Here is a 19,678-nt window from a genome sequence, read left to right on the forward strand (position 1 = left end):
AGAAACGGCATGAAAACGTTAATTATTAATGGCCTGGTGGTGCTGGAAAGCGGGGAAGTGCAGGCCGACCTGCTGATTGAGCAGGGGAAAATCGCCGGGATCCTGGCGCGCGGCGCGTGCTTGCCCGCCGTTGATGAAATTATCGATGCCAGCGGGCTGGTGGTGATGCCTGGGGCAATTGATGTGCATACTCACTTTACCGGCTCGCACGACTTCCCGGAGCAGGAGCTGCGTGAGGGCACGCGCGGCGCCGCTGCACATGGCGTCACCACCATTGTGGAGATGCCGCACTCCTTGCCGCCTGCGACCTCGACAAAAAACTTTATCGCCAAGCGCGAGATGCTGGCCCGCAGCTGTTCGGTCGATTTCGCGATGTGGGCAGGGCTGGATGGCAGCAATGTCAGCCAGCTTGCGGAGCTGGACGCGCTGGGCGCTATCGCCTTCAAAGCTTTTCTCTGCAGCGGCGCGGTCAACGGTGAGGCGACCGATGAGAAGGGGCTGCCGCGCCTGAACGATGACGGCCTGCTGCGTGCGATGCGCGAGCTGAAAACCTTTGATGGCCTGATTGGCGTGCATGCCGAGAACCACGATATTCTGATTGGCGCAGGCAGCGAACTGCGTGAAGCAGGGCGGAAAGATACCCGCGCTCATGCGCTGGCAGGCCCGGAGATTGCTGAAATCGAAGCCGTTGGCCGCGTGCTGCAAATTGCCAAAGCCACCGGCGCCAGAGCGCATATCGTGCACGTCAGCTCGGCTGAGGCTGCACAGCAGATTGCTGATGCCCGTCCGGAAGTGCGGGTGACGTTTGAAACCTGTCCTCACTATCTGATGCTTGATGAAGAGGATCTGGTCCGCATTGGTCCCAACGCCCGCTGCGGGCCGCCAATCCGCCCGCGGCCGGTGGTGGAAGCGCTCTGGCAGGTGCTGCACAGCGGCGAAATCGATCTGCTCGCCTCCGACCATTGTCCCTATACGCCGGAGCAGAAGCTGGCTGGCCTGGAAACCATCTGGGAAGCGGGCATGGGGCTGACCGGCGTGGAGACGCTGGGGCCGATGTTCTTCAGCGAAGGCCACCTGAAGCGCGGCGTCTCCCTGCAGGATTTCGCCCGCATGACGGCTACCGGCCCGGCAAAGGCTTTCCACCTTTACCCGCAGAAGGGCGCTATCGCTCTCGGCTTTGATGCTGACCTGGCCTTTTACGATCCCGCCGCGAGCTGGACGGTTGAAGGGGCGAAGTTCCAGGGGCTGGGCAAGTGGAGCGCCTTTGAAGGCATGGCCTGTCAGGGCAACGTTGTCCGTACCCTGATCCGTGGCGTGACCGTCTTCTCGCAGGGCAAAATGCAGGTTGAACCCGGATTTGGTCAGTTCCAGACCCGCACCCATTAATGAGTGAATCAGGAGAGTGCTATGGCCGCTAAACCCGCGACGCCCGCGCGTAAAACGGGCAAATGGGAGCCGCTTGACCAAGAGAATATAGAAGAGAGCTGGGCACTCGCCAGACCGCGCACGCTGGTCGATCACGCCGTAGACGCCATTCTGTCGGCGGCCTCCCGCGGGTTGCTGCTGCCTGGCGATCGGGTGTCAGAGCCGGATCTGGTGACCCGTCTGGGCATGAGCCGCGTGCCCATTCGCGAAGCGCTGCGCATTCTGGAAAGTCAGGGCATTGTCTCCAGCGAGCCCTATAAAGGCATTCGCCTGATGGAGATTTCGCACCAGCGACTGGAGCAGATCATTGATGTGCGGGTGCCGCTGGAGACGCTGGCCTGCCGCCGGGCCATAGAGGCGGGGCGTAACGGCCCGCGTGAAATCCGCACTCTTAACCAGAGCGTGGAAGAGCTGCTGCTGATGCAGCAGCGCAACGACGTATACGGCTTTGCCTCGGCCGATACCGCCTTCCACCGCGTGCTGTGCAGTTTTGCCATGAACCCGGTGCTGAGCAATCTCTGGGAGTCCATTGCACGCCAGCTGACGGTAATCTTCGGCCTTTCGACGATGGGCAAATCGATGTCAGCGATCATCGAAGAGCATCAGCGGCTGGTGGATGTGTTTGCCGAAGGGGATATCCGCAAAATGGCGGAAGAGATTGAACAGCATATCCGCGTGCAGGCGCTGGATGTGGATTATGAAAAAATTATCGCGGAACGCCGCAAAACACTTTCGCAGGCAGAGTAGACCTGCTTCAGGATTTCGCCACCAGGAACCGAATTGATGAAAATTACTGATGTAGAAGCCTTTTATTTGCGGCTGCCAAACATTGAGAAGCGCACCGACAGTTCTCAGGATGCGTTGCTGATAAAGATCTCCACCGATGCCGGCTACACCGGCTGGGGGGAGGTGGATGGCAGCCCTTACGTGACCAAAGCGATCATCGATACGCCCTACTCTCATACCATGGTCACCGGCCTGAAGTCGCTGCTGATTGGCGAGAACCCGCTGGATACCAAACGGCTCTGGAGCAAAATGCACCGGGCGACGATCTATTACGGGCGCAACGGCGCGGTGATCCAGGCGATGGCCGGGATAGATATCGCGCTGTGGGACATCAAAGGCAAGGCGCTGGATAAGCCGATTGTGGATCTGCTGGGCGGCGCGATGCGCGACAAAATGCGCGTCTACTCCTCTAACATGTTCCAGTACAGCATTGAAGAGACCGTGGCCCGCGCCCGCCATGCGGTGGATACCGGGCATACCGGCGTGAAATTTGGCTGGGAACCCTTTGGCGAAAATGAAGCGCTGGATCTGCGCTATCTTGACGCACTTCGCGACGCGATTGGCGACGATGTTGACCTGATGCTCGATGTTGGTCATGCCTGGGACGCCAAAACCACTATCCGCCGCGCGGAGCGTTTCGATCCCTTTAACCTGTTCTGGATTGAAGAGCCGCTGCATCCGGATAACTTTGCGGGATATGGCCAGGTTTCTGCAGCCTGCACTCAGCACATTGCGGCGGGCGAACAGGAGTGCTCGGTCAGCGGTTTCCAGCGTCTGATAGATGAAGGCGGTATTGATATCGTGCAGATCGATCTGACCCGCACCGGCTTTACTCAGGCGATTGAGATTGCGGACTATGCCCGCAGCCGTGGACGCAAAGTCTGCAACCACAACTTCACCACCGACATCAATACGGCCGCCTCGCTGCACTTCCTCTGTGCCATTGAAAATGCGCTGGTGATGGAGTATTGCGTAGAGCCTGGTGAAATCAGCCGTTCGCTGGCGAAAAATCCGGTGCGGATTGAAGAGGGCTTTGCCTGGCTGCCCTCCGGGCCGGGCCTGGGCGTGGAGCCGCGTGAAGAGATTATTGAGAAGTTTCTGGTCCGGGAGTGATCCCCGACTTCAGGCCTTTGCCGGATAAAGATTTCAGGGCTGCTCACGGGCAGCCTTTTTTCATGAGGCAAAGGCTTGTTGAACATTCGCCACCTGGCTACGCTCTGGTACGCGTTGAAGTAGGGTGAATGAGGGTGAAATGAAGGAAAAGATTGGCTGGATTGATAATTTACGTGCTTTGGCCTGCCTGATGGTCATTATGATCCACACCACGACCTGGTATGTAACTAACAGCACGGCAGTGGGCGAACATACCTGGGATGTCTCTAACCTGCTGAATTCAGCCTCACGCGTCTGCGTGCCGCTTTTCTTTATGATTTCGGGTTATCTCTTTTATGGTGAACGGAGCGCGCAGGGGCGCCATTTTCTGCGCATTGTGCTTTGCCTGGCCTTTTACAGTGCGGTTGCTCTGGCCTATATCACCCTGCTGACGCCAATCAATGAAATGATTTCAGTCAGGCATCTGTTTCAAAAACCGGTGTTTTATCATTTGTGGTTTTTCTTCGCGATTATCCCCGTCTATCTGCTTTCACCGCTTATTCAGGTCAGTGCTGTGCGGGCAGGCTATCTGGCGGCCGTCACGCTGGTGCTGGCGGTGTTGGCCAATCCCAATACCGTCGATCAATCCGCAGGAGCTTTTCACTGGCTGCCGCTGAACCTTTATCTCAGCGGGGACAGCTTCTATTACGTGCTCTACGCGCTGTTCGGGCGGGCGATCGGAATGATGGACACCAGTAAACGCGGCGTCAGTTGGGTGGCAGGAGCCGTGTTTATTGCCAGCGTGGCAGGCATTGCGATGGGAACCAAAAAGCAGCTGGCGATCAACGGCGCTTTTGCCGATACCTGGTATCTTTACTGCGGCCCGGTGGTATTTATCGCCGCGGTCAGCCTGCTGATCCTGTTCAAGAACTGCCTGAATCAACGCCCATTACCTTTTTTAGCGCTGATCTCGCGTAATTCCCTGCCTGTTTACGGTTTTCACGCGCTGTTTATCCATTTTATCCGCACTCATCATCTTGATAACACCGATCATCCGTTTATCGATATTCCGCTGGTGTTTACGGTAACGCTGTTTGGCAGCCTGCTGCTGGCGCTGGGGCTACGTCGGCTGGATAAGGCGCATCTGGTGAGTTGACTGGTTTAAGCCTGATAAACTGTAAATAGTAAAAAAGCCCTGTTAAGGGCTTTTTTACATCAGGGAGTTAACGGGTAAAAACCTCTGGTCCTCTGGCATCGATAATATTCAGCAATCTCAGGGCAGGGCCGCTTGGACGGATCTGGCCACGCTCCCATTTAGAGACGCTTTCTACCGACATACTCAGGGTATAAGCCAGTGCTGACTGTGACATGCCATAGCGATTACGCATCGCTTTGATTTGCTCACCGTTCATTACCTGAACCTCTCCGATGCGATCGCGCCATTCACGCACCCTGACCCGGGCATTAATGCGTTGCAGCGTTTCATCAGGCATTGCACCGAGCTCGTTTAACTCCTGAGCCATTTGCTGGAGTTCAAGCAGATTTGCCGCCATTACAGATAACCTCTCTGAGAAATTTGTGCGATATCAGGCGAAGCAACAGAGTGAGATCGTAGCGAAAGAACTCTTTCGCCAGATCCTTATAGGTAGCCAGTTCATCCTCTTCTATTTCTCTTTTCGCACTGGAGGTAGAACTCTTTTTCCAGGCATCGACAAAGAAGAGATGCTTACCCGTTTTGAAAAAAATAATTGTACGGGCGCCGCCGCTTTTTCCTGCTTTGAGGGGAAGACGTTTTTTTATTACCCCGCCACCAAGATTTGCCTCGTACTGACCTGCCATAACCTCGGACGCCGCAAGACATAAATCGTCATCCTGGAGATCGGATTTGCTGAAAGCCCGATCGACTTTTCGTGTCACATAAATAGCCATTCCATTAGCCTTATTATTAACCCGCAATGATTACTGTAGTATTCATTACGGTAGTTTTCAACGCAAGCAGTAGGGGAAATTTCTGCCAGCGTGTCGTTAAAAAACTTATGCCCCATACCCCATCACGGCAAGCAGGTGATGCGCCTGCTGCACGGCGTCCTGACGGTGCGCAATACCCATCTTCTGATAGAGATTACGGATATGCGTCTTGATGGTTGTGGCCGCTACCGCCAGCTCTTCAGCAATCTGTTCATTGCTGTAGCCGGAGTAGATCAGTCCCAGAACCTGCCATTCGCGCTGGGTTAACGGGCTGGTGCGGATCAGTTCCGGCACCTGCGGGTGCGTCAGCAATTTCGTCACAAATCCTTCGTCAAAATGAGCAAACTTATGCCGGTGGTGCTGATTCAACTCGCGCAGGATCTGCTGCGCCCGGCGCTGCTCAAGCTCTGGCAACAGATTCAGCTGTAACAGCTGCCTTAACTGTTGCGCCATCATCTCGCCTTCAATCACAAAATGGCTGATAAAGCCCGTGCGGTTCGCCAGCCCCAGCGCCTCTATCAGCACCTGCTGCGCCTCGCTTTTCCTGCCGGTGTGCCAGTAGACCAGATTGCTCAGCAGCAGGTTACGGTTGAGATCGCTGAGCAGCCGGAACTGGCGGGCATTGCTGTTGAGTTCATCCAGCACCACTTCCGCTTCGTTAAACTGTTCTAATAATATCTGCGCGCGGGCAATGGTGCGCCACTGTCCCTGCTGAAAATGGTTGTCTGCCACGTCCGGTTTCCGCGCCTGCTGCATCCACTGGCGTGCGGCCGCTTTATTGCCGGTAATCTGCCAGTAAATCACCCGGGTTTTATCGGTATTGGTCAGCCAGTCGATATGATACTGGCCGGTTTTTAGCAGCCCTTCGCAACGCTGCAGATAGTGGTGAGCGTTATCAAGCTGGCCGCGGGCCAGCGAGCATTTCGCCAGCATCGTCAGGCACTGTAACTGCTGCTGGGGCTGGAAATTGGTCAGTACAGCCAGTCCCTGGCGGGCAGCGGCCTCGGCATCATCGAGCCGGGACCAGGACCAGAGAACCTGGGCGCGCAAACGCAGCAGGAACTCATGCATCGGCAGCTGCTCCAGATGCTGTTCCCGCACCAGTTCAAAGCCGCGATCCTGCATCTCATAAGCCGCCTGCAAAAAGCCCTGGGCTATCAGGATCTCGCTCTGCTGCAGCAGCGCCCAGAGCGCATAGTGATAAACCTGATAACGCCTGGCGATCTGCTCTGTCTGCTGCATCAGCGGCAGCGCGCGCGCCAGATCGCCTTTACAGTGCTGGATCTCTCCCGTTACCGACGTCGCCACAATACGGCTGTAGTAGCTGTCGTGCGGCAAAAAGCGCAGCGCTTCCAGCGCCAGCCGTTCCGCCTCCTCCTGGCGGCCATCGTTAATTGCTACCTGCGCGCGCAGCGCATCAAACTCGGCGGCCAGATCCTGCGCCATCGAGATATCCCGCCGCTGCATCTCCGCCTGAGCGCGCGAAAGCAGGAGGTCCACCTCCGCGTAGCGATGCTGACTCTGCGCCAGCCAGGCCTGTAACAGGACCAGCTTAGGGTTGAGGATCATCTGATCGTAGGGCAGCGCGTTCAGACACTCTTCAAGCAGCGCCAGTTCGCTCTGATTAAACAGCGCCCAGGCGTGCTGCAGCATAATATCGCGCAGCATGTCGGTATCTTTAGCGCCTAACGCATGATGAATGGCCTCCGCCGGGAAGCCCTGCGCCAGCCAGCCCTCAGCGGCGGCGCGGTGAATGGCGGGCAGCTCGCTGGCTCGCTCCCACTGGCAGCGCTGACGCAGGAAAGAGGCAAACAGCGGATGGAAGTTGAACCACTCCCCGGTGTCATCCATGCGATGAATAAACAGCCCCTGACTCTCCAGCGACTCCAGCCGCTGCTGGCCGTTTTCACCCCCCATCAGGCGCACTATCAGCGAGTCGTTCATCGAGCGTAACAGAGAGCAGCGCAGCAGGAATTCGCGGGTCTGGCTATCCACCCTGTCGAGCACCTCTTCCACCAGATAGTGGGAGAGATGGCTGGCGTTGACCCCTGCCAGCTTACGGGCAGATTGTTGCGTTGACTGCTGCGCTGGCGTGCTGGACTGCCGGGCGGAAAGGGCGATCAGCTGCAGAGCCGTCGCCCAGCCCGCCACCTCGTCACAAAGCCGGTGGCTGTCAGCCTGGTCGATAGGCTCATTCAGGCGGAAATCAAAAAACTGCTGCGTCTCGCTGTGGGTAAAGGCGAGCTGGGTTGAATTAAGTTCCAGCAGCTGGTCGCGCACGCGTAAGTTAGCAATGCCTAGCGAAGGTAGCGTCCTTGAGAGGATCAGCAGTGAGACATTTTCAGGCTGGTGCCGCAGGAAAAACCGCATGCCTTCGTCAATCGCGGCATTGGTGATCAGGTGATAGTCATCTATCACCAGCATCAACGGCTGATGCCAGTCCGACAGCTCGACAAACAGCTGCGCGAACAGGGCGGAGAGGCTGGCGTACTGATGCTTCTGACTTAACGCTTCGCTCTTGACGCAGTGACCGCCGGTGGCGTGCTGCACCGCCGCAATCAGGTAGCTGACGAAGCGTTCGGGCTGATTGTCGCTTTCGTCAAGCGAGTACCAGCCCAGATAATTTTTGCCGGAGGCCCAGTGCGCCATCAGCGTGGTTTTGCCGTAGCCAGCCGGGCTGGTTACCAGCGTCAGCCGGTAATTTTGCGCAGCGGAAAGTTTCGTCAGCAAACGCTCGCGCACCACCGTATTTTGCAGCCGCACAGGGCGGCTCAGTTTCGAAGGGATCAGCATAGTTTCGTTTCTTATGACCAAGGCAGAGGGGGGACTATCTTTATTTTAGTGTGCGTAATTAATCAGTTTTCCTTAAGGTCTGCCTTCAAGGTATTGATTGCAAGCTGGATTGAAATCTTTGTTTCATTTAGTCGCACTTCATCACATTTTTAAAAATCGGAGTTTCCGCGTTTGCTTTTCCACGCGCGCTACGCCCCATTTCTCCTCCCTCTCTAATTTTCTGCAGGAGGATGTTGAGCCCTTGCTGAAGCGGCAGCATGGAGGAAATTTATGGAAATTAAGGAAAAGTGATGCAGGTTCAGTTTAATAAATCGCTGTTTCTGGCCGCGCTGACCCGTCAGTGGCAGGGCTTTGGATTGCACCAGGCGCAGGAGATGACGCCGCATCAGTGGTGGCAGGCGACCAGCGCGGCGCTTTCTGAACAGCTGAATGCGCAGCCAGTCCCCCCGGCGGCACCGTTGTCACAGCGCCACGTGAATTACCTTTCAATGGAGTTTCTGATTGGCCGCCTGACCGCCAGCAACCTGATCAATCTTGGCTGGGCTGATGAGGTGAAAGCGGTGCTGAAGCAGCAGGGCGTAGAGCTGGCTGATGTGCTGGAGCAGGAGGTGGATCCGGCACTGGGTAACGGCGGGCTGGGCAGGCTCGCCGCCTGTTTCCTCGACTCGATGGCTACCGTGGGCCAGCCCGCTACCGGCTACGGGCTGAACTATCAGTACGGGCTTTTCCGCCAGTCGTTCCGTGACGGCGAGCAGCAGGAAGCGCCCGATAACTGGCATCGCGAAAGTTATCCCTGGTTCAGCCACAACAGCGCCCTGGCGGTGGAAGTGAGCTTTGGCGGGGAGTTGATCAAACACGAGGATGGCCGTGAGCAGTGGCAACCCGCTTTCACAATCCGCGGTGAAGCCTGGGACCTGCCGGTCATTGGCTATCAGAATGGCGTCACGCAGCCGCTGCGCCTGTGGCAGGCGGGGGCGCTTCAGCCTTTCGATCTGGCGCTGTTTAATGACGGCGAGTTCCTGAAAGCGGAACGGCAGGGCATTGAAGCGGCAAAACTCACCAAAGTGCTCTATCCCAACGACAATCACCAGGCGGGAAAACGTCTGCGGCTGATGCAGCAATATTTCCAGTGCGCCTGTTCAGTGGCGGATATTTTACGCCGCCATCACTTCCTGGGGCGGAAGATTGAGGATCTGCCGCGTTTTGAAGTTATTCAGCTTAACGATACTCACCCGACCATCGCGATCCCTGAGTTACTGCGCATCCTGCTGGATGAGCATCAGCTGACGTGGGACGCCGCCTGGGCGATAGTCAGCCAGACCTTTGCCTACACCAACCACACGCTGATGCCGGAAGCGCTGGAATGCTGGGATGAGAAGCTGGTGCGCAGCCTGCTGCCGCGCCACTTCTCGCTGATTAAGCAGATCAACGCCCGTTTTAAAAAGCTCGTTGAACAGCGCTGGCCGGGCGATAAGGCGGTCTGGGGAAAACTGGCCGTACACCATAATAAACAGGTGCGCATGGCTAACCTCTGCGTGGTCAGCGGCTTTGCGGTAAACGGGGTGGCGGCGCTGCACTCTGAACTGGTGGTGAAAGATCTCTTCCCGGAATATCACCAGCTGTGGCCGCAAAAATTCCATAACGTCACCAACGGCATCACGCCGCGCCGCTGGCTGAAGCAGTGTAACCCTGCGCTCTCTGCGCTGATAGACAGTAAGCTGAACAGCGACTGGGTGACCGACCTGAACGCGCTGAAAGGGCTGGAAGCCTTTGCTGACGATAGCGATTTCCAGCAGCGATATCAGCAAATCAAGCGGGAAAACAAGCTGAAGCTGGTGAGCTGGGTTCAGCACCATATGGGGATTACGCTGGATCCGGAGGCGATTTTCGATGTGCAGATCAAACGTCTTCACGAGTACAAACGTCAGCACCTCAATCTGCTGCATATTCTCTCGCTCTATCGCCAGATCCGCGATAACCCGGAGAAAGAAACGGTGCCGCGCGTCTTCCTGTTCGGGGCAAAAGCCGCGCCGGGCTATTACCTGGCCAAAAACATTATTCACGCCATCAACAAGGTGGCTGAGAAGATCAATAACGACCCGCTGGTGGGCGACCGCCTGAAAGTGGTGTTTATCCCTGACTACCGCGTCTCGGTAGCGGAGCTGATGATCCCCGCGGCGGACGTATCGGAACAGATCTCCACCGCAGGCAAAGAGGCTTCCGGCACCGGCAATATGAAGCTGGCGCTGAATGGCGCGCTCACCGTCGGCACGCTGGATGGCGCAAACGTTGAGATAGCTGAAGAGGTAGGCAATGAGCATATCTTTATCTTTGGTCACACCGTTGACGAGGTAAAAGCGCTGCTGAGCAAAGGCTACGATCCGCTTAAGCTGCGTAAAAAAGATAAGCATCTGCACAGCCTGCTGAAAGAGCTGGAGAACGGCTTCTTCAGCGGCGGAGATAAGCACGCCTTCGCCCCGCTGCTGGAAAGCCTGCTTCAGGGCGGCGATCCCTACCTGGTGCTGGCTGACTTTGCCGATTACTGCGCCGCCCAGCAAAGCGTGGAGGCGTTGTACCGTGACGCCACGCAGTGGACGCGCAGCGCCATACTCAACACGGCAAGGGTAGGCATGTTCAGTTCTGACCGGTCGATTCGTGACTATCAACAGCGGATTTGGCAGGCGAAGCGCTGAGGGGAAGATATGGAAAATAATGCACTTGAGCAGGCGGCCATGGAGGCGGGCATCGCCTCCGGTTTTATCAATGCGCACGGCAAGCCGCAGGCTATAGCGGCTGAAACCAAGCGCGATCTGCTCCAGGCGATGGGGTGGAGCGACGAGCGTCGCACGCTGGTCAGCCCTGTTCCCACGGTGAAGGTCTTTACAGAAGGCCGCCGGTTTGCGCTTTCCGTCAGCGGCGAGGGGGATTACGGCTGGCTGTTCACGCAGGAAAATGGCAGCTCGCAGCAGGGTAAGGTCAAAGGCAGAATGACGCTGGCGCTGCCTGAGCGGGTTCCCTGCGGCTACCACCGGTTGACGCTCTCTCAGGGAAATCAAAGCTGGGAATGCAGGGTGATTATCGCCCCCAAGCGTTGCTTTGAACCGGAGCCGCTGCTGGCGGGGAAAAAGCTCTGGGGCAGCTGCGTCCAGCTTTATACCTTACGGTCGGCGCGCAACTGGGGGATTGGCGATTTCGGCGATCTGGCGCTGCTGGTGGAGAATATCGCCTCGCGCGGGGGTGCTTTCGTCGGCCTGAACCCGATCCATGCGCTTTTTCCCGGCGATCCCGATGCGGCCAGCCCTTACAGCCCCTCCTCCCGCCGCTGGCTGAACGTGATTTATATCGACGTTGCGGCGGTTGAAGACTTCTCTCTGAGCGAGGCTGCACAGCAGTGGTGGGCAGCGCCGGCAACCCAACAGGCGCTGCAATCTGCGCGGGCTACCGACTGGGTTGATTACCAACAGGTGATGGCCCTGAAATTAGAGGGGCTGCGGCTGGCTTATGCCCATTTCCTGGCGCGTAAGCCCAGGGAAGCTTCCCGCCAGGCTTTTGACCGCTTTGTGAAGCAGGGCGGGGAAAGTCTCTGGCTGCAGGCCGCTTATGATGCCTTATACGCCCATCTTGCCCGGCAGAGCGGTAAGGCACAGGGGTGGAACCAGTGGCCGGAAGCCTGGCGCAACGCACGCGGGCCAGCCGTTCGCGCCTTTTGCGAGCAGCAGGCACCGGAGGTGGAGTTTTATCTCTGGTTGCAGTGGCTGGCCGAAACGCAGCTGGCGAACTGCTATCAGCTCAGCCAGCAGCAGGCGATGCCGATCGGCCTCTACCGCGACCTGGCCGTTGGCGTAGTGGAAGGGGGCGCGGAAACCTGGGGCGATGGCGAGCTTTACTGCCTGAAAGCCTCGGTGGGCGCGCCGCCCGATATTCTTGGGCCTCAGGGGCAGAACTGGGATTTGCGGCCGATGGATCCCTGGGCGATGGTCAGCCGTGGCTATCAGCCCTTTATCGATCTGTTGCGATCGAACATGATCCACTGCGGCGCGTTGCGCATCGATCATGTGATGGCGCTGTTGCGTTTGTGGTGGATCCCGGCGGGAGAAACGGCGGACAGGGGCGCTTACGTGCAGTATCCGGTTGATGACCTGCTGGCCATTCTGGCACTGGAAAGCCAGCGGCACCGCTGCATGGTGATTGGCGAAGATCTTGGCATCGTTCCGGTTGAAATCGTCAGCAAACTGCGTGAAGGCGGCATCTACTCCTACAAGGTGCTCTATTTTGAGCGTGATGCGGAAAAGAGCTTCCGTGCGCCGCAATCTTATCCGGTACAGGCGATGGCCACCCTGACCACGCACGATCTGCCCACCCTGCGCAGCTACTGGCAGGGGGATGATTTAACGCTGGGGAAAACACTGGGGCTGTACCGGGATGAAGCGGTACTCAAAGCGCTTTATGCCGATCGGGCTGCCGCAAGGCAAAGCCTGCTGGATGGGCTGCATCACTACGGTTGCGTGCCGAAGAGAACCGGCAGGCGGGCGGCCTTAACGCCGCTCTCGCCGGTGATCCGTCGCGGCTTACAGCGTTACGTCGCCGACAGCGCCAGCGCGCTGCTGGGACTTCAGCCGGAGGACTGGCTCGATATGGAGACGCCGGTAAACGTGCCCGGCACCAGCAGCGAATATCCCAACTGGCGCCGCAAGCTCACCCGGACGCTGGAGGCGATGTTTGCCGACCCGGAAGTAAACGCGTTAATTAAGGATCTCGATAACCGGCGCAGAAAGGTTTCGGTCAGGTAGAGGCCGGTACGTTGATACTACTCTGGATAATTTATGGCTGAGTGCTGCCCCTGAACCCGGGCAGCATTTTTACTCTGCCGTCGCTTATTTCTGGGAAATAACCGAGGTTCGCTTCTCTGCAAACAGCTCGGGCAAGGTGCTGCGCTGCCGGAACCACATCGCAAAGAAGGCGATTATCAGCAGCAGTTCCGCCAGATCGCCGCCGTAATACATCCATTGTGCCGCGGCCTGGATCTCGCTGAGGCTGGCTGAAGTCCCCTGCGGATAGCCGTAACCGAACATCAGTTTACCGAGAATACCGTGTGTTGCTGTCGCCAGAAAAAGCACCACAAGCCGCACAGCTCTGCCAGGACGGCCTGGCGCAGGATCGGGGCCGGCGATTGACCAGGTAAACAGATAACCTGAAAGAACAAAATGGAGGTGAAGAAAAACAAACAGGGCAGGATGGGTCATGGTCAGGGTATAAAGCGGCGTCAGGTAGAGAAGGTACATTCCGCCAATATCGAGCAGCGCGGCTGTCACCGGATGGATCAGAAACCGGACCGGCGGCGTCTTAAGAAAGTTCATAATACGGCGCGCTGCCGGAGCGGAGACGTTGCGCAGCAACAGAGTGCCGGGAGCGCCAAAAACCAGCCCGAGCGGGCCGAACATGCCCAGCATCAGATGCTGAACCATATGGCCACGCAGATCCTGATGCGCCCAGTCCGCCACGGGCGGCACTATGGCCGTGATAATCAGCCCTGTGCCGAGCGTGAAACTGACGATGCGCCAGAGACGCCATCCGGCGGTTTTGCGCAGCCTGAAAGCGGCAGCCAGATAGAGGCAGAGCAGCACCGCAGGCAGGATCGCCAACAGAACAAACAGCACGGTTTGTCCTCCCATACCGCCGTGCTGTGACATGTGATCCATCACTTATCTCCCCGCAGTGTGCCGCACAGTAACCCCTGATCGCCGGTAAAACAGGTATCCCGTTAACAGTAAAAGGAGACCAAACCCATTCCAGGCCAAATCGTAGGGTAAAAGGTTTTCGACGTAGCGGATCTGGTGCAGCCCGAGCAGTTTGTGGTCGATAATCCCGTCAAAGAGCTGAAAGCTGCCCATGCCAAAAAAGAATCCCGCCCAGGCGCGGTGCCGATCAAGTGCACCCCGGGCGCGCAGATCCATAAACATAAAAAAGCCCAGCACAAAAAATATCAGCTCACCCGAATGCAGTAACCCGTCAGAGAAGAGGCCGAAGGCGGGCGTGGACCAGTCAAAAAAATGGTGCCAGCCGAGCATCTGGTGAAACACAATTTCATCGACAGCAGCCATCATACCGACACCCAGTGGGAAGGTAGCGAGCAGCGTGCGCCGTAGATCTGGCTTGAGAACAGGTTCAGAAGAGGGCACAGATGTCTCCTTTTAAAATGAAGTTGCGGTTTCTCTCTCTTACAAGCGTAGCTAAAACAGGCGTCAGCTCCATGCCGATAACGAAAGCAATCACCCTGGACCCTGTACAGGGCCGGATAATCAGCCGTGTCGGCAGCTTATCTGCCATAAAAAAGGGTGGCCGTAAGGCCACCCAGGACACAGGACTGACTGTAATAACCCTATTACAGGTAAAAAATTTAGCCTTTTACGCCTCCGGCGGTAAGCCCGCCCACCAGCCAGCGTTGCGCTATCAGGAAGACGGCGGTAATCGGAATGGCAGAGAGAATGGCCGCGGCGGCAAAGTCTCCCCACAGGTAGTTCTGCGGATTAAGGTATTGCTGCATTCCCACCGCCAGCGTGTAGTTGTTCACATCCCGTAGCAGCAGTGAAGCCACCGGAACTTCGGTAATCGCTGCGATAAACGACAGAATAAACACCACGGCCAGAATCGGCACTGAGAGCGGCAGCAGCACCAGCCGGAACGCCTGCCACGGCGAGGCGCCATCCAGCGCCGCCGCCTCCTCCAGCGAATTATCAATGGTTTCGAAGTAGCCCTTGATGGTCCAGACATGCAGCGCGATGCCGCCCATATAGGCAAAAATCACCCCGCCGTGGGTGTTCAGGCCGAGGAACGGCACGTACATGCCCAGCCGGTCAAACAGGGCATAGAGCGCAACCAGCGACAGCACCGCCGGGAACATCTGAAAAATCAGCATGCCCTTCAGCAGCGAGCTTTTGCCGCGAAACTTCATACGGGCAAAGGCATAAGCGCAGGTGGTGGAGAGCGCAACAATGCCGATGGCGGTGATCACCGCTATCTTGACGGAGTTCCACAGCCAGAGCATCACCGGGAAGGGCGGCGGCGTAAGGCTGCCGTCACTGTTGGTGACGCTGATGCCGAGCGCCAGCTTCCAGTGATCCCAGGAGACACTCTCCGGGATCAGGCTGCCGGTGGCGAAGTTACCTGGCCGCAGCGAGATAGCAAACACCATCAGCAGCGGGAAGAGGATCAGCGCAACAAAACTCAGCAGTAACAGATGAGTCACCAGCAGCCTGACGCGCTGGGATTTTGGTTTTACCATCGCCATAACGCTTCCTTAATCAAATTTCATTCGTGAGGCTTTAAGGTTGATTGCCGCCAGCGCGCCAACCAGCAGGAAGATCAGCGTGGCGATGGCGGCAGCCAGGCCAAAGTCCTGCCCGCCGCCGCCCTCAAAGGCGATGCGCCAGGTATAGCTGACCAGCAGATCGGTATGCCCGGCGGGCGTGGTGGTGCCCAGCCGATCGGGGCCGCCGTTGGTCAGCAGCTGAATTAGCACAAAGTTATTAAAATTAAAGGCAAAGCTGGCGATCATCAGCGGCGTCAGCGGCTTAATCAGCAGCGGCAGCGTGATGCGGAAGAAGTTCTGCACCGGCGTGGCACCGTCCATTGCGGAAGCCTCGTAGAGATCGTCCGGGATAGCTTTCAGCAGGCCCATACACAAAATCATCATGTAGGGATAGCCAAGCCAGGTATTGACGATCACCAGCATGGTTCTGGCCGTCAGCGGGTCGCTGAACCAGGCGGGTTTGATGCCGAACAGCGCGCTCAGCATCAGGTTGATTTCACCAAAGCTCTGGTTAAATAACCCTTTGAAAATCAGGATTGAGATAAAAGCGGGGACGGCATAAGGCAGGATCAGCAGCAGGCGATAGGCGGCCTTACCCTTCAGCTCATCCCACTGCACGACACATGCCAGCACCATGCCCACCGCCGTGGTGAAGAGCACCGTGAGCAGCGAAAACAGCACCGTCCAGACAAAGATTGCCAGGAAAGGTTTCTGGATCCCCTCATCCTGAAACACGCGCAGGAAGTTTTTCCAGCCGATGCCTACCGTAAAGCCGGGGCTGAGGGTTTCCGTTTCCCAGTCGCCATGCGTATCAATCAGCTGATAGAACCCGCTGCTCATGTTGGGACTGTAGACTTTCCCGTTCTGACTGTTGGTCAGCATTCTGCCGTCATCGCCCAGTTTATACAGCGGCTGGGTGCCGGAAAACTGTCGCAGAGAGCTCATCCGTAACGCCGTGCCGTCTGCCAGCTGTGCGGAAAGCTGGCCAAGCGCCTGGCGATTCTGGGTAATGATCCGCAGTCCGGCTTTAGCGCTTTCCGGTGCGGTCTGGGGTGCCATTTCCAGCGTCTGCGGAGTGGCGGGATCCAGAGTAAAGGGTCTGGAGACCAGCACTTCACTACTCTCGGGCGACGTCAGCGCCAGCTGCCACTGCTTTCCAGCGGGGTAGAGCGCAAAGTTCCAGGCTTTGTCGGCGCGGAATTGTCTCTCCATCAGCACGCTCTGGGCGCGCTCAAAACTCAGCTGATGAACGCTGCTGTAGTTGGTGAAGGCGATGGCAATGGTACAGACCAGCGGGAACAGCACAAACAGCGCCATACCGGCGAGGCCGGGATAAACGTAGCGCCAGGAGTAGGCCCGGCGATTACCATAAATAAACAGGCCGACACTGGAGAGGATCAGCGTCAGGATGGCAAACAGGTATTCGCCCTGCGCGTACATCAACACAATTAAATAACCAGCCACCAGAGCACACAGGCCGATAAGAGCCCAGGCGAGCAGGGGGCGGCCTTTGTTTCTGGCAGGCAGGCTGGTCTGAGCTACGGACATAGCAATAATCCTTTTTGGCACGGTGCAGCCGCACAGCGGCTGCACCGTAAGTCGCGGAAGAAACGATTATTTGGTCACGCGGGTTTCCACATCTTTCAGCGCCTGAGGCACGGTCTGACGACCATTAACCGCATTGACGATGGCGCTGCGCTCGGCATACCAGAAGGCGCTCATTTGCGGGATGTTCGGCATGATTTCGCCGTTCTTCGAGTTCGCCATGGTGGCGGCAATACGCGGATCTTTTTCCAGCTTAGACTGGTACGATTTCAGCGCTACGGCGCCCAGCGGCTTATCTTTATTTACCACCGCCAGGCCCTCATCGGTGATCAGATAATTTTCCAGGAACTCCTTCGCCAGCTCTTTGTTCGGGCTGGCCGCATTGATGCCCGCCGTCAGCACGCCAACAAAGGGTTTAGAGGGCTTACCGTGGAAGGTCGGCAGCGGCGCAACGCCGTAGTTGATTTTGCTCTTGTCGAGGTTAGCCCAGGCCCAGGGACCGTCAATGGTCAGCGCCGTCTGGCCTTTGTTGAAGGCTGCTTCCGCAATGGAGTAGTCGGTGTCGGCACTGATATGTTTGTTTTTCACTAAATCGACAATGAACTGCAGGCCAGCCTGCGATCCGGCGTTATTCACGCCTGTGTCTTTGGTGTCATATTTTCCTGCAACATACTTAAAGGCATAACCGCCATCCGCGGCAATGATGGGCCAGGTAAAGTAGGGTTCCTGCAGGTTCCACATGATGGCGCTTTTGCCTTTGCCCCGCAGCGTTTTATCCAGCGCCGGGATCTCTTCCCAGGTTTTCGGCGGAGTCTTGATCAGGTCTTTGTTGTAAATCAGCGACAGGGATTCCACCGCTACCGGGTAACCAATCAGTTTGCCGTCGAAGGTGACCGCATCCCAGGTAAACGGGAACAGCTTATCTTTGAAAGCCTGGTCAGGAGCGATCTCTGCCACCAGACCGGACTGGGCATAACCGCCGAAACGGTCGTGGGCCCAGAAAATGATATCGGGTCCGTCACCGGTCGCGGCCACCTGCGGATACTTCTCTTCCAGCTTGTCCGGGTGCTCGACGGTGACTTTAATGCCGGTATCCTGCTCAAACTTTTTACCGACTTCCGCCAGGCCGTTATAGCCTTTGTCACCGTTGATCCAGATCACCAGCTTGCCTTCTTCTATTTTGGCAAAGGCGGCAGAGGAGAGAACCAGCGTTGCCAGTGCGGAGATCTTCACGGTGTGTCTGAGGATGTTCTTCATGCTGAGAGCCATAATCCAGTCCTTATAGTGCTGTGAGGCAGCAGATTTCTCTCTACATCGAGGGTGAGAGGGTACGTTGCCAGTGTGGAGTTAACCCCCCGGAGCTTCATCCTCCCCCCGCCTACGCCCCCACCTCTCAGACTGTGATGCCCCTAACACTCTGGGCGGTAATGACAGCTGACTCGCAAAATTCACCATCAGTTTTTGCCAGGTGCGTCACGAAATTGGCTTTTAGCCTGAACTTTTCTTCGCTGCGCGTGGCGGCTCATCCTCCCTGCTCCTCCCCCGTGAAAAACCCGCTGCCGGAGGATTACGCCCGCCGCGCTTGTCGGCATCCTTCCTGACATTCAATTTCCTCTGCATGTGGCAGAGAGAGGAGTTCAGGATGGCGAGCGTTTCCCTAAGCGGCGTGCACAAGGCCTTTGGCGACACGGTGATCTCCAGCGATATCAACCTGGAGATTGAGGAAGGGGAGTTCGTGGTGTTTGTCGGGCCTTCCGGCTGCGGTAAATCAACGCTGCTGCGGATGATTGCCGGTCTGGAAGAGATCACTTCCGGCGAGCTGAAGATTGGCAATCAGCGCATGAATGAAGTCCCACCTGCCGGACGTGGCATCGGCATGGTATTTCAGTCTTACGCGCTCTATCCCCACCTTTCGGTGGCGGAAAATATGTCATTCGGCCTCAAGCTTTCACGCACCAAAAAAGAGGAGATAGAGCGGCGGGTTAATCAGGTCTCTGAAGTCCTGCAGCTGGCTCATCTGCTGGAGCGGCGGCCAAAAGCGCTCTCCGGCGGTCAGCGTCAGCGCGTGGCGATTGGCCGCACGCTGGTGGCCGAGCCAACCGTATTTCTGCTGGATGAACCGCTCTCTAACCTTGATGCGGCGCTGCGTGTGCAGATGCGTATTGAGATCTCCCGGCTGCACAAGCGCCTGAAGCGCACGATGATCTACGTGACCCACGATCAGGTTGAGGCGATGACGCTGGCCGACAAAATCGTGGTGCTGAATGCCGGACGCATCGCGCAGATTGGTAAGCCGCTGGCGCTTTACCACTATCCAGCCAACCGTTTTGTGGCCGGGTTTATCGGCTCGCCAAAGATGAATTTCCTGCCGGTGAAAGTGATTGCCGCCGAGCCTGAGCGCGTGCAGGTGGAACTGCCCGATCGCCAGTGGGTCTGGCTGCCTGTTGCAGGTAGCGACGTCACGGCGGGCAGCAATCTCTCACTGGGCATTCGCCCTGAACACCTTTTGCCAGGCGACAGCGCTGAAATCAGGCTTGCCGGGGAAGTGCAGGTAGTCGAACAGCTCGGTAATGAAACCCAGATCCATATCCAGATTCCGGCAATTCGTCAAAACCTGGTCTACCGCCAGAATGACGTGGTGCTGGTAGAAGAAGGTGCAACTTTCGCCATCGGTTTGCCGCCACACCGCTGTCATCTGTTCCGTGAAGACGGAACGGCCTGTCGCCGGTTACACCCGGAGCCCGGCGTTTAAATGCACCA

General features: G+C 57.2%; 15 protein-coding genes. 7 read left to right on the forward strand and 8 right to left on the reverse strand.

The window, feature by feature from the left end; all coding sequences use genetic code 11:
- The first annotated feature begins 9 nt into the window (after nt 1–9).
- The 4 genes from Q3V30_RS00325 (at nt 10) to Q3V30_RS00340 (ending at nt 4,459) form a co-directional block, all read left to right on the forward strand.
- Entirely contained in the window at nt 10–1,386 is a 1,377-nt protein-coding gene (locus Q3V30_RS00325) for a dihydroorotase (RefSeq protein WP_306209379.1), read from the forward strand.
- Nucleotides 1,387–1,407: 21 nt separating this feature from the next.
- On the forward strand, nt 1,408–2,172 hold the full coding sequence (locus Q3V30_RS00330; protein WP_306209380.1) for a GntR family transcriptional regulator: 765 nt from the start codon (nt 1,408–1,410) through the stop codon (nt 2,170–2,172).
- A 36-nt stretch (nt 2,173–2,208) separates the two neighbouring features.
- Nucleotides 2,209–3,324, forward strand: a complete 1,116-nt coding sequence (locus Q3V30_RS00335) for a mandelate racemase/muconate lactonizing enzyme family protein (RefSeq protein WP_306209381.1) — start codon at nt 2,209–2,211, stop codon at nt 3,322–3,324.
- A gap of 139 nt (nt 3,325–3,463) precedes the next feature.
- Entirely contained in the window at nt 3,464–4,459 is a 996-nt protein-coding gene (locus Q3V30_RS00340) for an acyltransferase (RefSeq protein ID WP_306209383.1), read from the forward strand.
- A 67-nt stretch (nt 4,460–4,526) separates the two neighbouring features.
- Here the strand turns inward: Q3V30_RS00340 and Q3V30_RS00345 are convergent, their stop codons facing one another.
- The 3 genes from Q3V30_RS00345 to malT all read right to left on the reverse strand — a co-directional run bounded on the left by Q3V30_RS00345 (nt 4,527) and on the right by malT (nt 8,064).
- Entirely contained in the window at nt 4,527–4,856 is a 330-nt protein-coding gene (locus Q3V30_RS00345) for a helix-turn-helix domain-containing protein (RefSeq protein ID WP_306209384.1), read from the reverse strand.
- On the reverse strand, nt 4,837–5,232 hold the full coding sequence (locus Q3V30_RS00350; RefSeq protein ID WP_306209386.1) for a type II toxin-antitoxin system RelE/ParE family toxin: 396 nt from the start codon (nt 5,230–5,232) through the stop codon (nt 4,837–4,839). The genes Q3V30_RS00345 and Q3V30_RS00350 overlap by 20 nt, the downstream gene beginning before the upstream one ends.
- A 105-nt stretch (nt 5,233–5,337) precedes the next feature.
- On the reverse strand, nt 5,338–8,064 hold the full coding sequence (malT, locus tag Q3V30_RS00355; RefSeq protein ID WP_306209387.1) for an HTH-type transcriptional regulator MalT: 2,727 nt from the start codon (nt 8,062–8,064) through the stop codon (nt 5,338–5,340).
- Between the two features lie 290 nt (nt 8,065–8,354).
- Here malT and malP point away from each other — a divergent pair, with 290 nt between their 5' ends.
- Nucleotides 8,355–10,757 (forward strand): maltodextrin phosphorylase, encoded by a 2,403-nt coding sequence (gene malP, locus Q3V30_RS00360; RefSeq protein ID WP_306209389.1) that lies wholly within the window; start codon nt 8,355–8,357, stop codon nt 10,755–10,757.
- A gap of 9 nt (nt 10,758–10,766) precedes the next feature.
- Nucleotides 10,767–12,854: a 4-alpha-glucanotransferase gene (gene malQ, locus Q3V30_RS00365; protein ID WP_306209391.1), complete on the forward strand. Its 2,088-nt coding sequence runs from the start codon at nt 10,767–10,769 to the stop codon at nt 12,852–12,854.
- Nucleotides 12,855–12,938: 84 nt separating this feature from the next.
- On the opposite strand, the gene Q3V30_RS00370 is transcribed toward malQ, so the two are convergent.
- The 5 genes from Q3V30_RS00370 to malE all read right to left on the reverse strand — a co-directional run bounded on the left by Q3V30_RS00370 (nt 12,939) and on the right by malE (nt 18,187).
- Nucleotides 12,939–13,763: a cytochrome c oxidase assembly protein gene (locus Q3V30_RS00370; protein WP_306209393.1), complete on the reverse strand. Its 825-nt coding sequence runs from the start codon at nt 13,761–13,763 to the stop codon at nt 12,939–12,941.
- Nucleotides 13,764–13,766: 3 nt separating this feature from the next.
- On the reverse strand, nt 13,767–14,243 hold the full coding sequence (locus Q3V30_RS00375) for a DUF2243 domain-containing protein (protein WP_306209395.1): 477 nt from the start codon (nt 14,241–14,243) through the stop codon (nt 13,767–13,769).
- A gap of 218 nt (nt 14,244–14,461) precedes the next feature.
- The gene (gene malG / locus Q3V30_RS00380; protein WP_306209397.1) at nt 14,462–15,352 is read right to left on the reverse strand and encodes a maltose ABC transporter permease MalG; all 891 of its coding nucleotides are present in this window, start codon (nt 15,350–15,352) and stop codon (nt 14,462–14,464) included.
- A gap of 9 nt (nt 15,353–15,361) precedes the next feature.
- On the reverse strand, nt 15,362–16,921 hold the full coding sequence (gene malF, locus Q3V30_RS00385; RefSeq protein ID WP_306209399.1) for a maltose ABC transporter permease MalF: 1,560 nt from the start codon (nt 16,919–16,921) through the stop codon (nt 15,362–15,364).
- 66 nt (nt 16,922–16,987) lie between these two features.
- On the reverse strand, nt 16,988–18,187 hold the full coding sequence (malE, locus tag Q3V30_RS00390) for a maltose/maltodextrin ABC transporter substrate-binding protein MalE (protein WP_306209401.1): 1,200 nt from the start codon (nt 18,185–18,187) through the stop codon (nt 16,988–16,990).
- Nucleotides 18,188–18,560: 373 nt separating this feature from the next.
- Between malE and malK the strand changes: the two genes are divergently transcribed.
- Nucleotides 18,561–19,670 carry a maltose/maltodextrin ABC transporter ATP-binding protein MalK gene (malK, locus tag Q3V30_RS00395; RefSeq protein ID WP_306209403.1) on the forward strand — a complete coding sequence of 370 codons (1,110 nt, stop codon included), beginning with the start codon at nt 18,561–18,563 and terminating at the stop codon, nt 19,668–19,670.
- Nucleotides 19,671–19,678: the final 8 nt, after the last annotated feature.

It is taken from the genome of Erwinia pyri, from assembly GCF_030758455.1.
GTDB classification, from domain to species: domain Bacteria; phylum Pseudomonadota; class Gammaproteobacteria; order Enterobacterales; family Enterobacteriaceae; genus Erwinia; species Erwinia pyri.

Bases quoted from the DNA above. Each gene is read 5' to 3' on its own strand.
- Q3V30_RS00325 (WP_306209379.1), top strand. From the start codon at position 10: ATGAAAACGTTAATTATTAATGGCCTGGTGGTGCTGGAAAGCGGGGAA.
- Q3V30_RS00330 (WP_306209380.1), top strand. From the start codon at position 1,408: ATGGCCGCTAAACCCGCGACGCCCGCGCGTAAAACGGGCAAATGGGAG.
- Q3V30_RS00335 (WP_306209381.1), top strand. From the start codon at position 2,209: ATGAAAATTACTGATGTAGAAGCCTTTTATTTGCGGCTGCCAAACATT.
- Q3V30_RS00340 (WP_306209383.1), top strand. From the start codon at position 3,464: ATGAAGGAAAAGATTGGCTGGATTGATAATTTACGTGCTTTGGCCTGC.
- Q3V30_RS00345 (WP_306209384.1), bottom strand. From the start codon at position 4,856: ATGGCGGCAAATCTGCTTGAACTCCAGCAAATGGCTCAGGAGTTAAAC.
- Q3V30_RS00350 (WP_306209386.1), bottom strand. From the start codon at position 5,232: ATGGCTATTTATGTGACACGAAAAGTCGATCGGGCTTTCAGCAAATCC.
- malT (WP_306209387.1), bottom strand. From the start codon at position 8,064: ATGCTGATCCCTTCGAAACTGAGCCGCCCTGTGCGGCTGCAAAATACG.
- malP (WP_306209389.1), top strand. From the start codon at position 8,355: ATGCAGGTTCAGTTTAATAAATCGCTGTTTCTGGCCGCGCTGACCCGT.
- malQ (WP_306209391.1), top strand. From the start codon at position 10,767: ATGGAAAATAATGCACTTGAGCAGGCGGCCATGGAGGCGGGCATCGCC.
- Q3V30_RS00370 (WP_306209393.1), bottom strand. From the start codon at position 13,763: ATGGATCACATGTCACAGCACGGCGGTATGGGAGGACAAACCGTGCTG.
- malG (WP_306209397.1), bottom strand. From the start codon at position 15,352: ATGGCGATGGTAAAACCAAAATCCCAGCGCGTCAGGCTGCTGGTGACT.
- malF (WP_306209399.1), bottom strand. From the start codon at position 16,921: ATGTCCGTAGCTCAGACCAGCCTGCCTGCCAGAAACAAAGGCCGCCCC.
- malE (WP_306209401.1), bottom strand. From the start codon at position 18,187: ATGGCTCTCAGCATGAAGAACATCCTCAGACACACCGTGAAGATCTCC.
- malK (WP_306209403.1), top strand. From the start codon at position 18,561: ATGGCGAGCGTTTCCCTAAGCGGCGTGCACAAGGCCTTTGGCGACACG.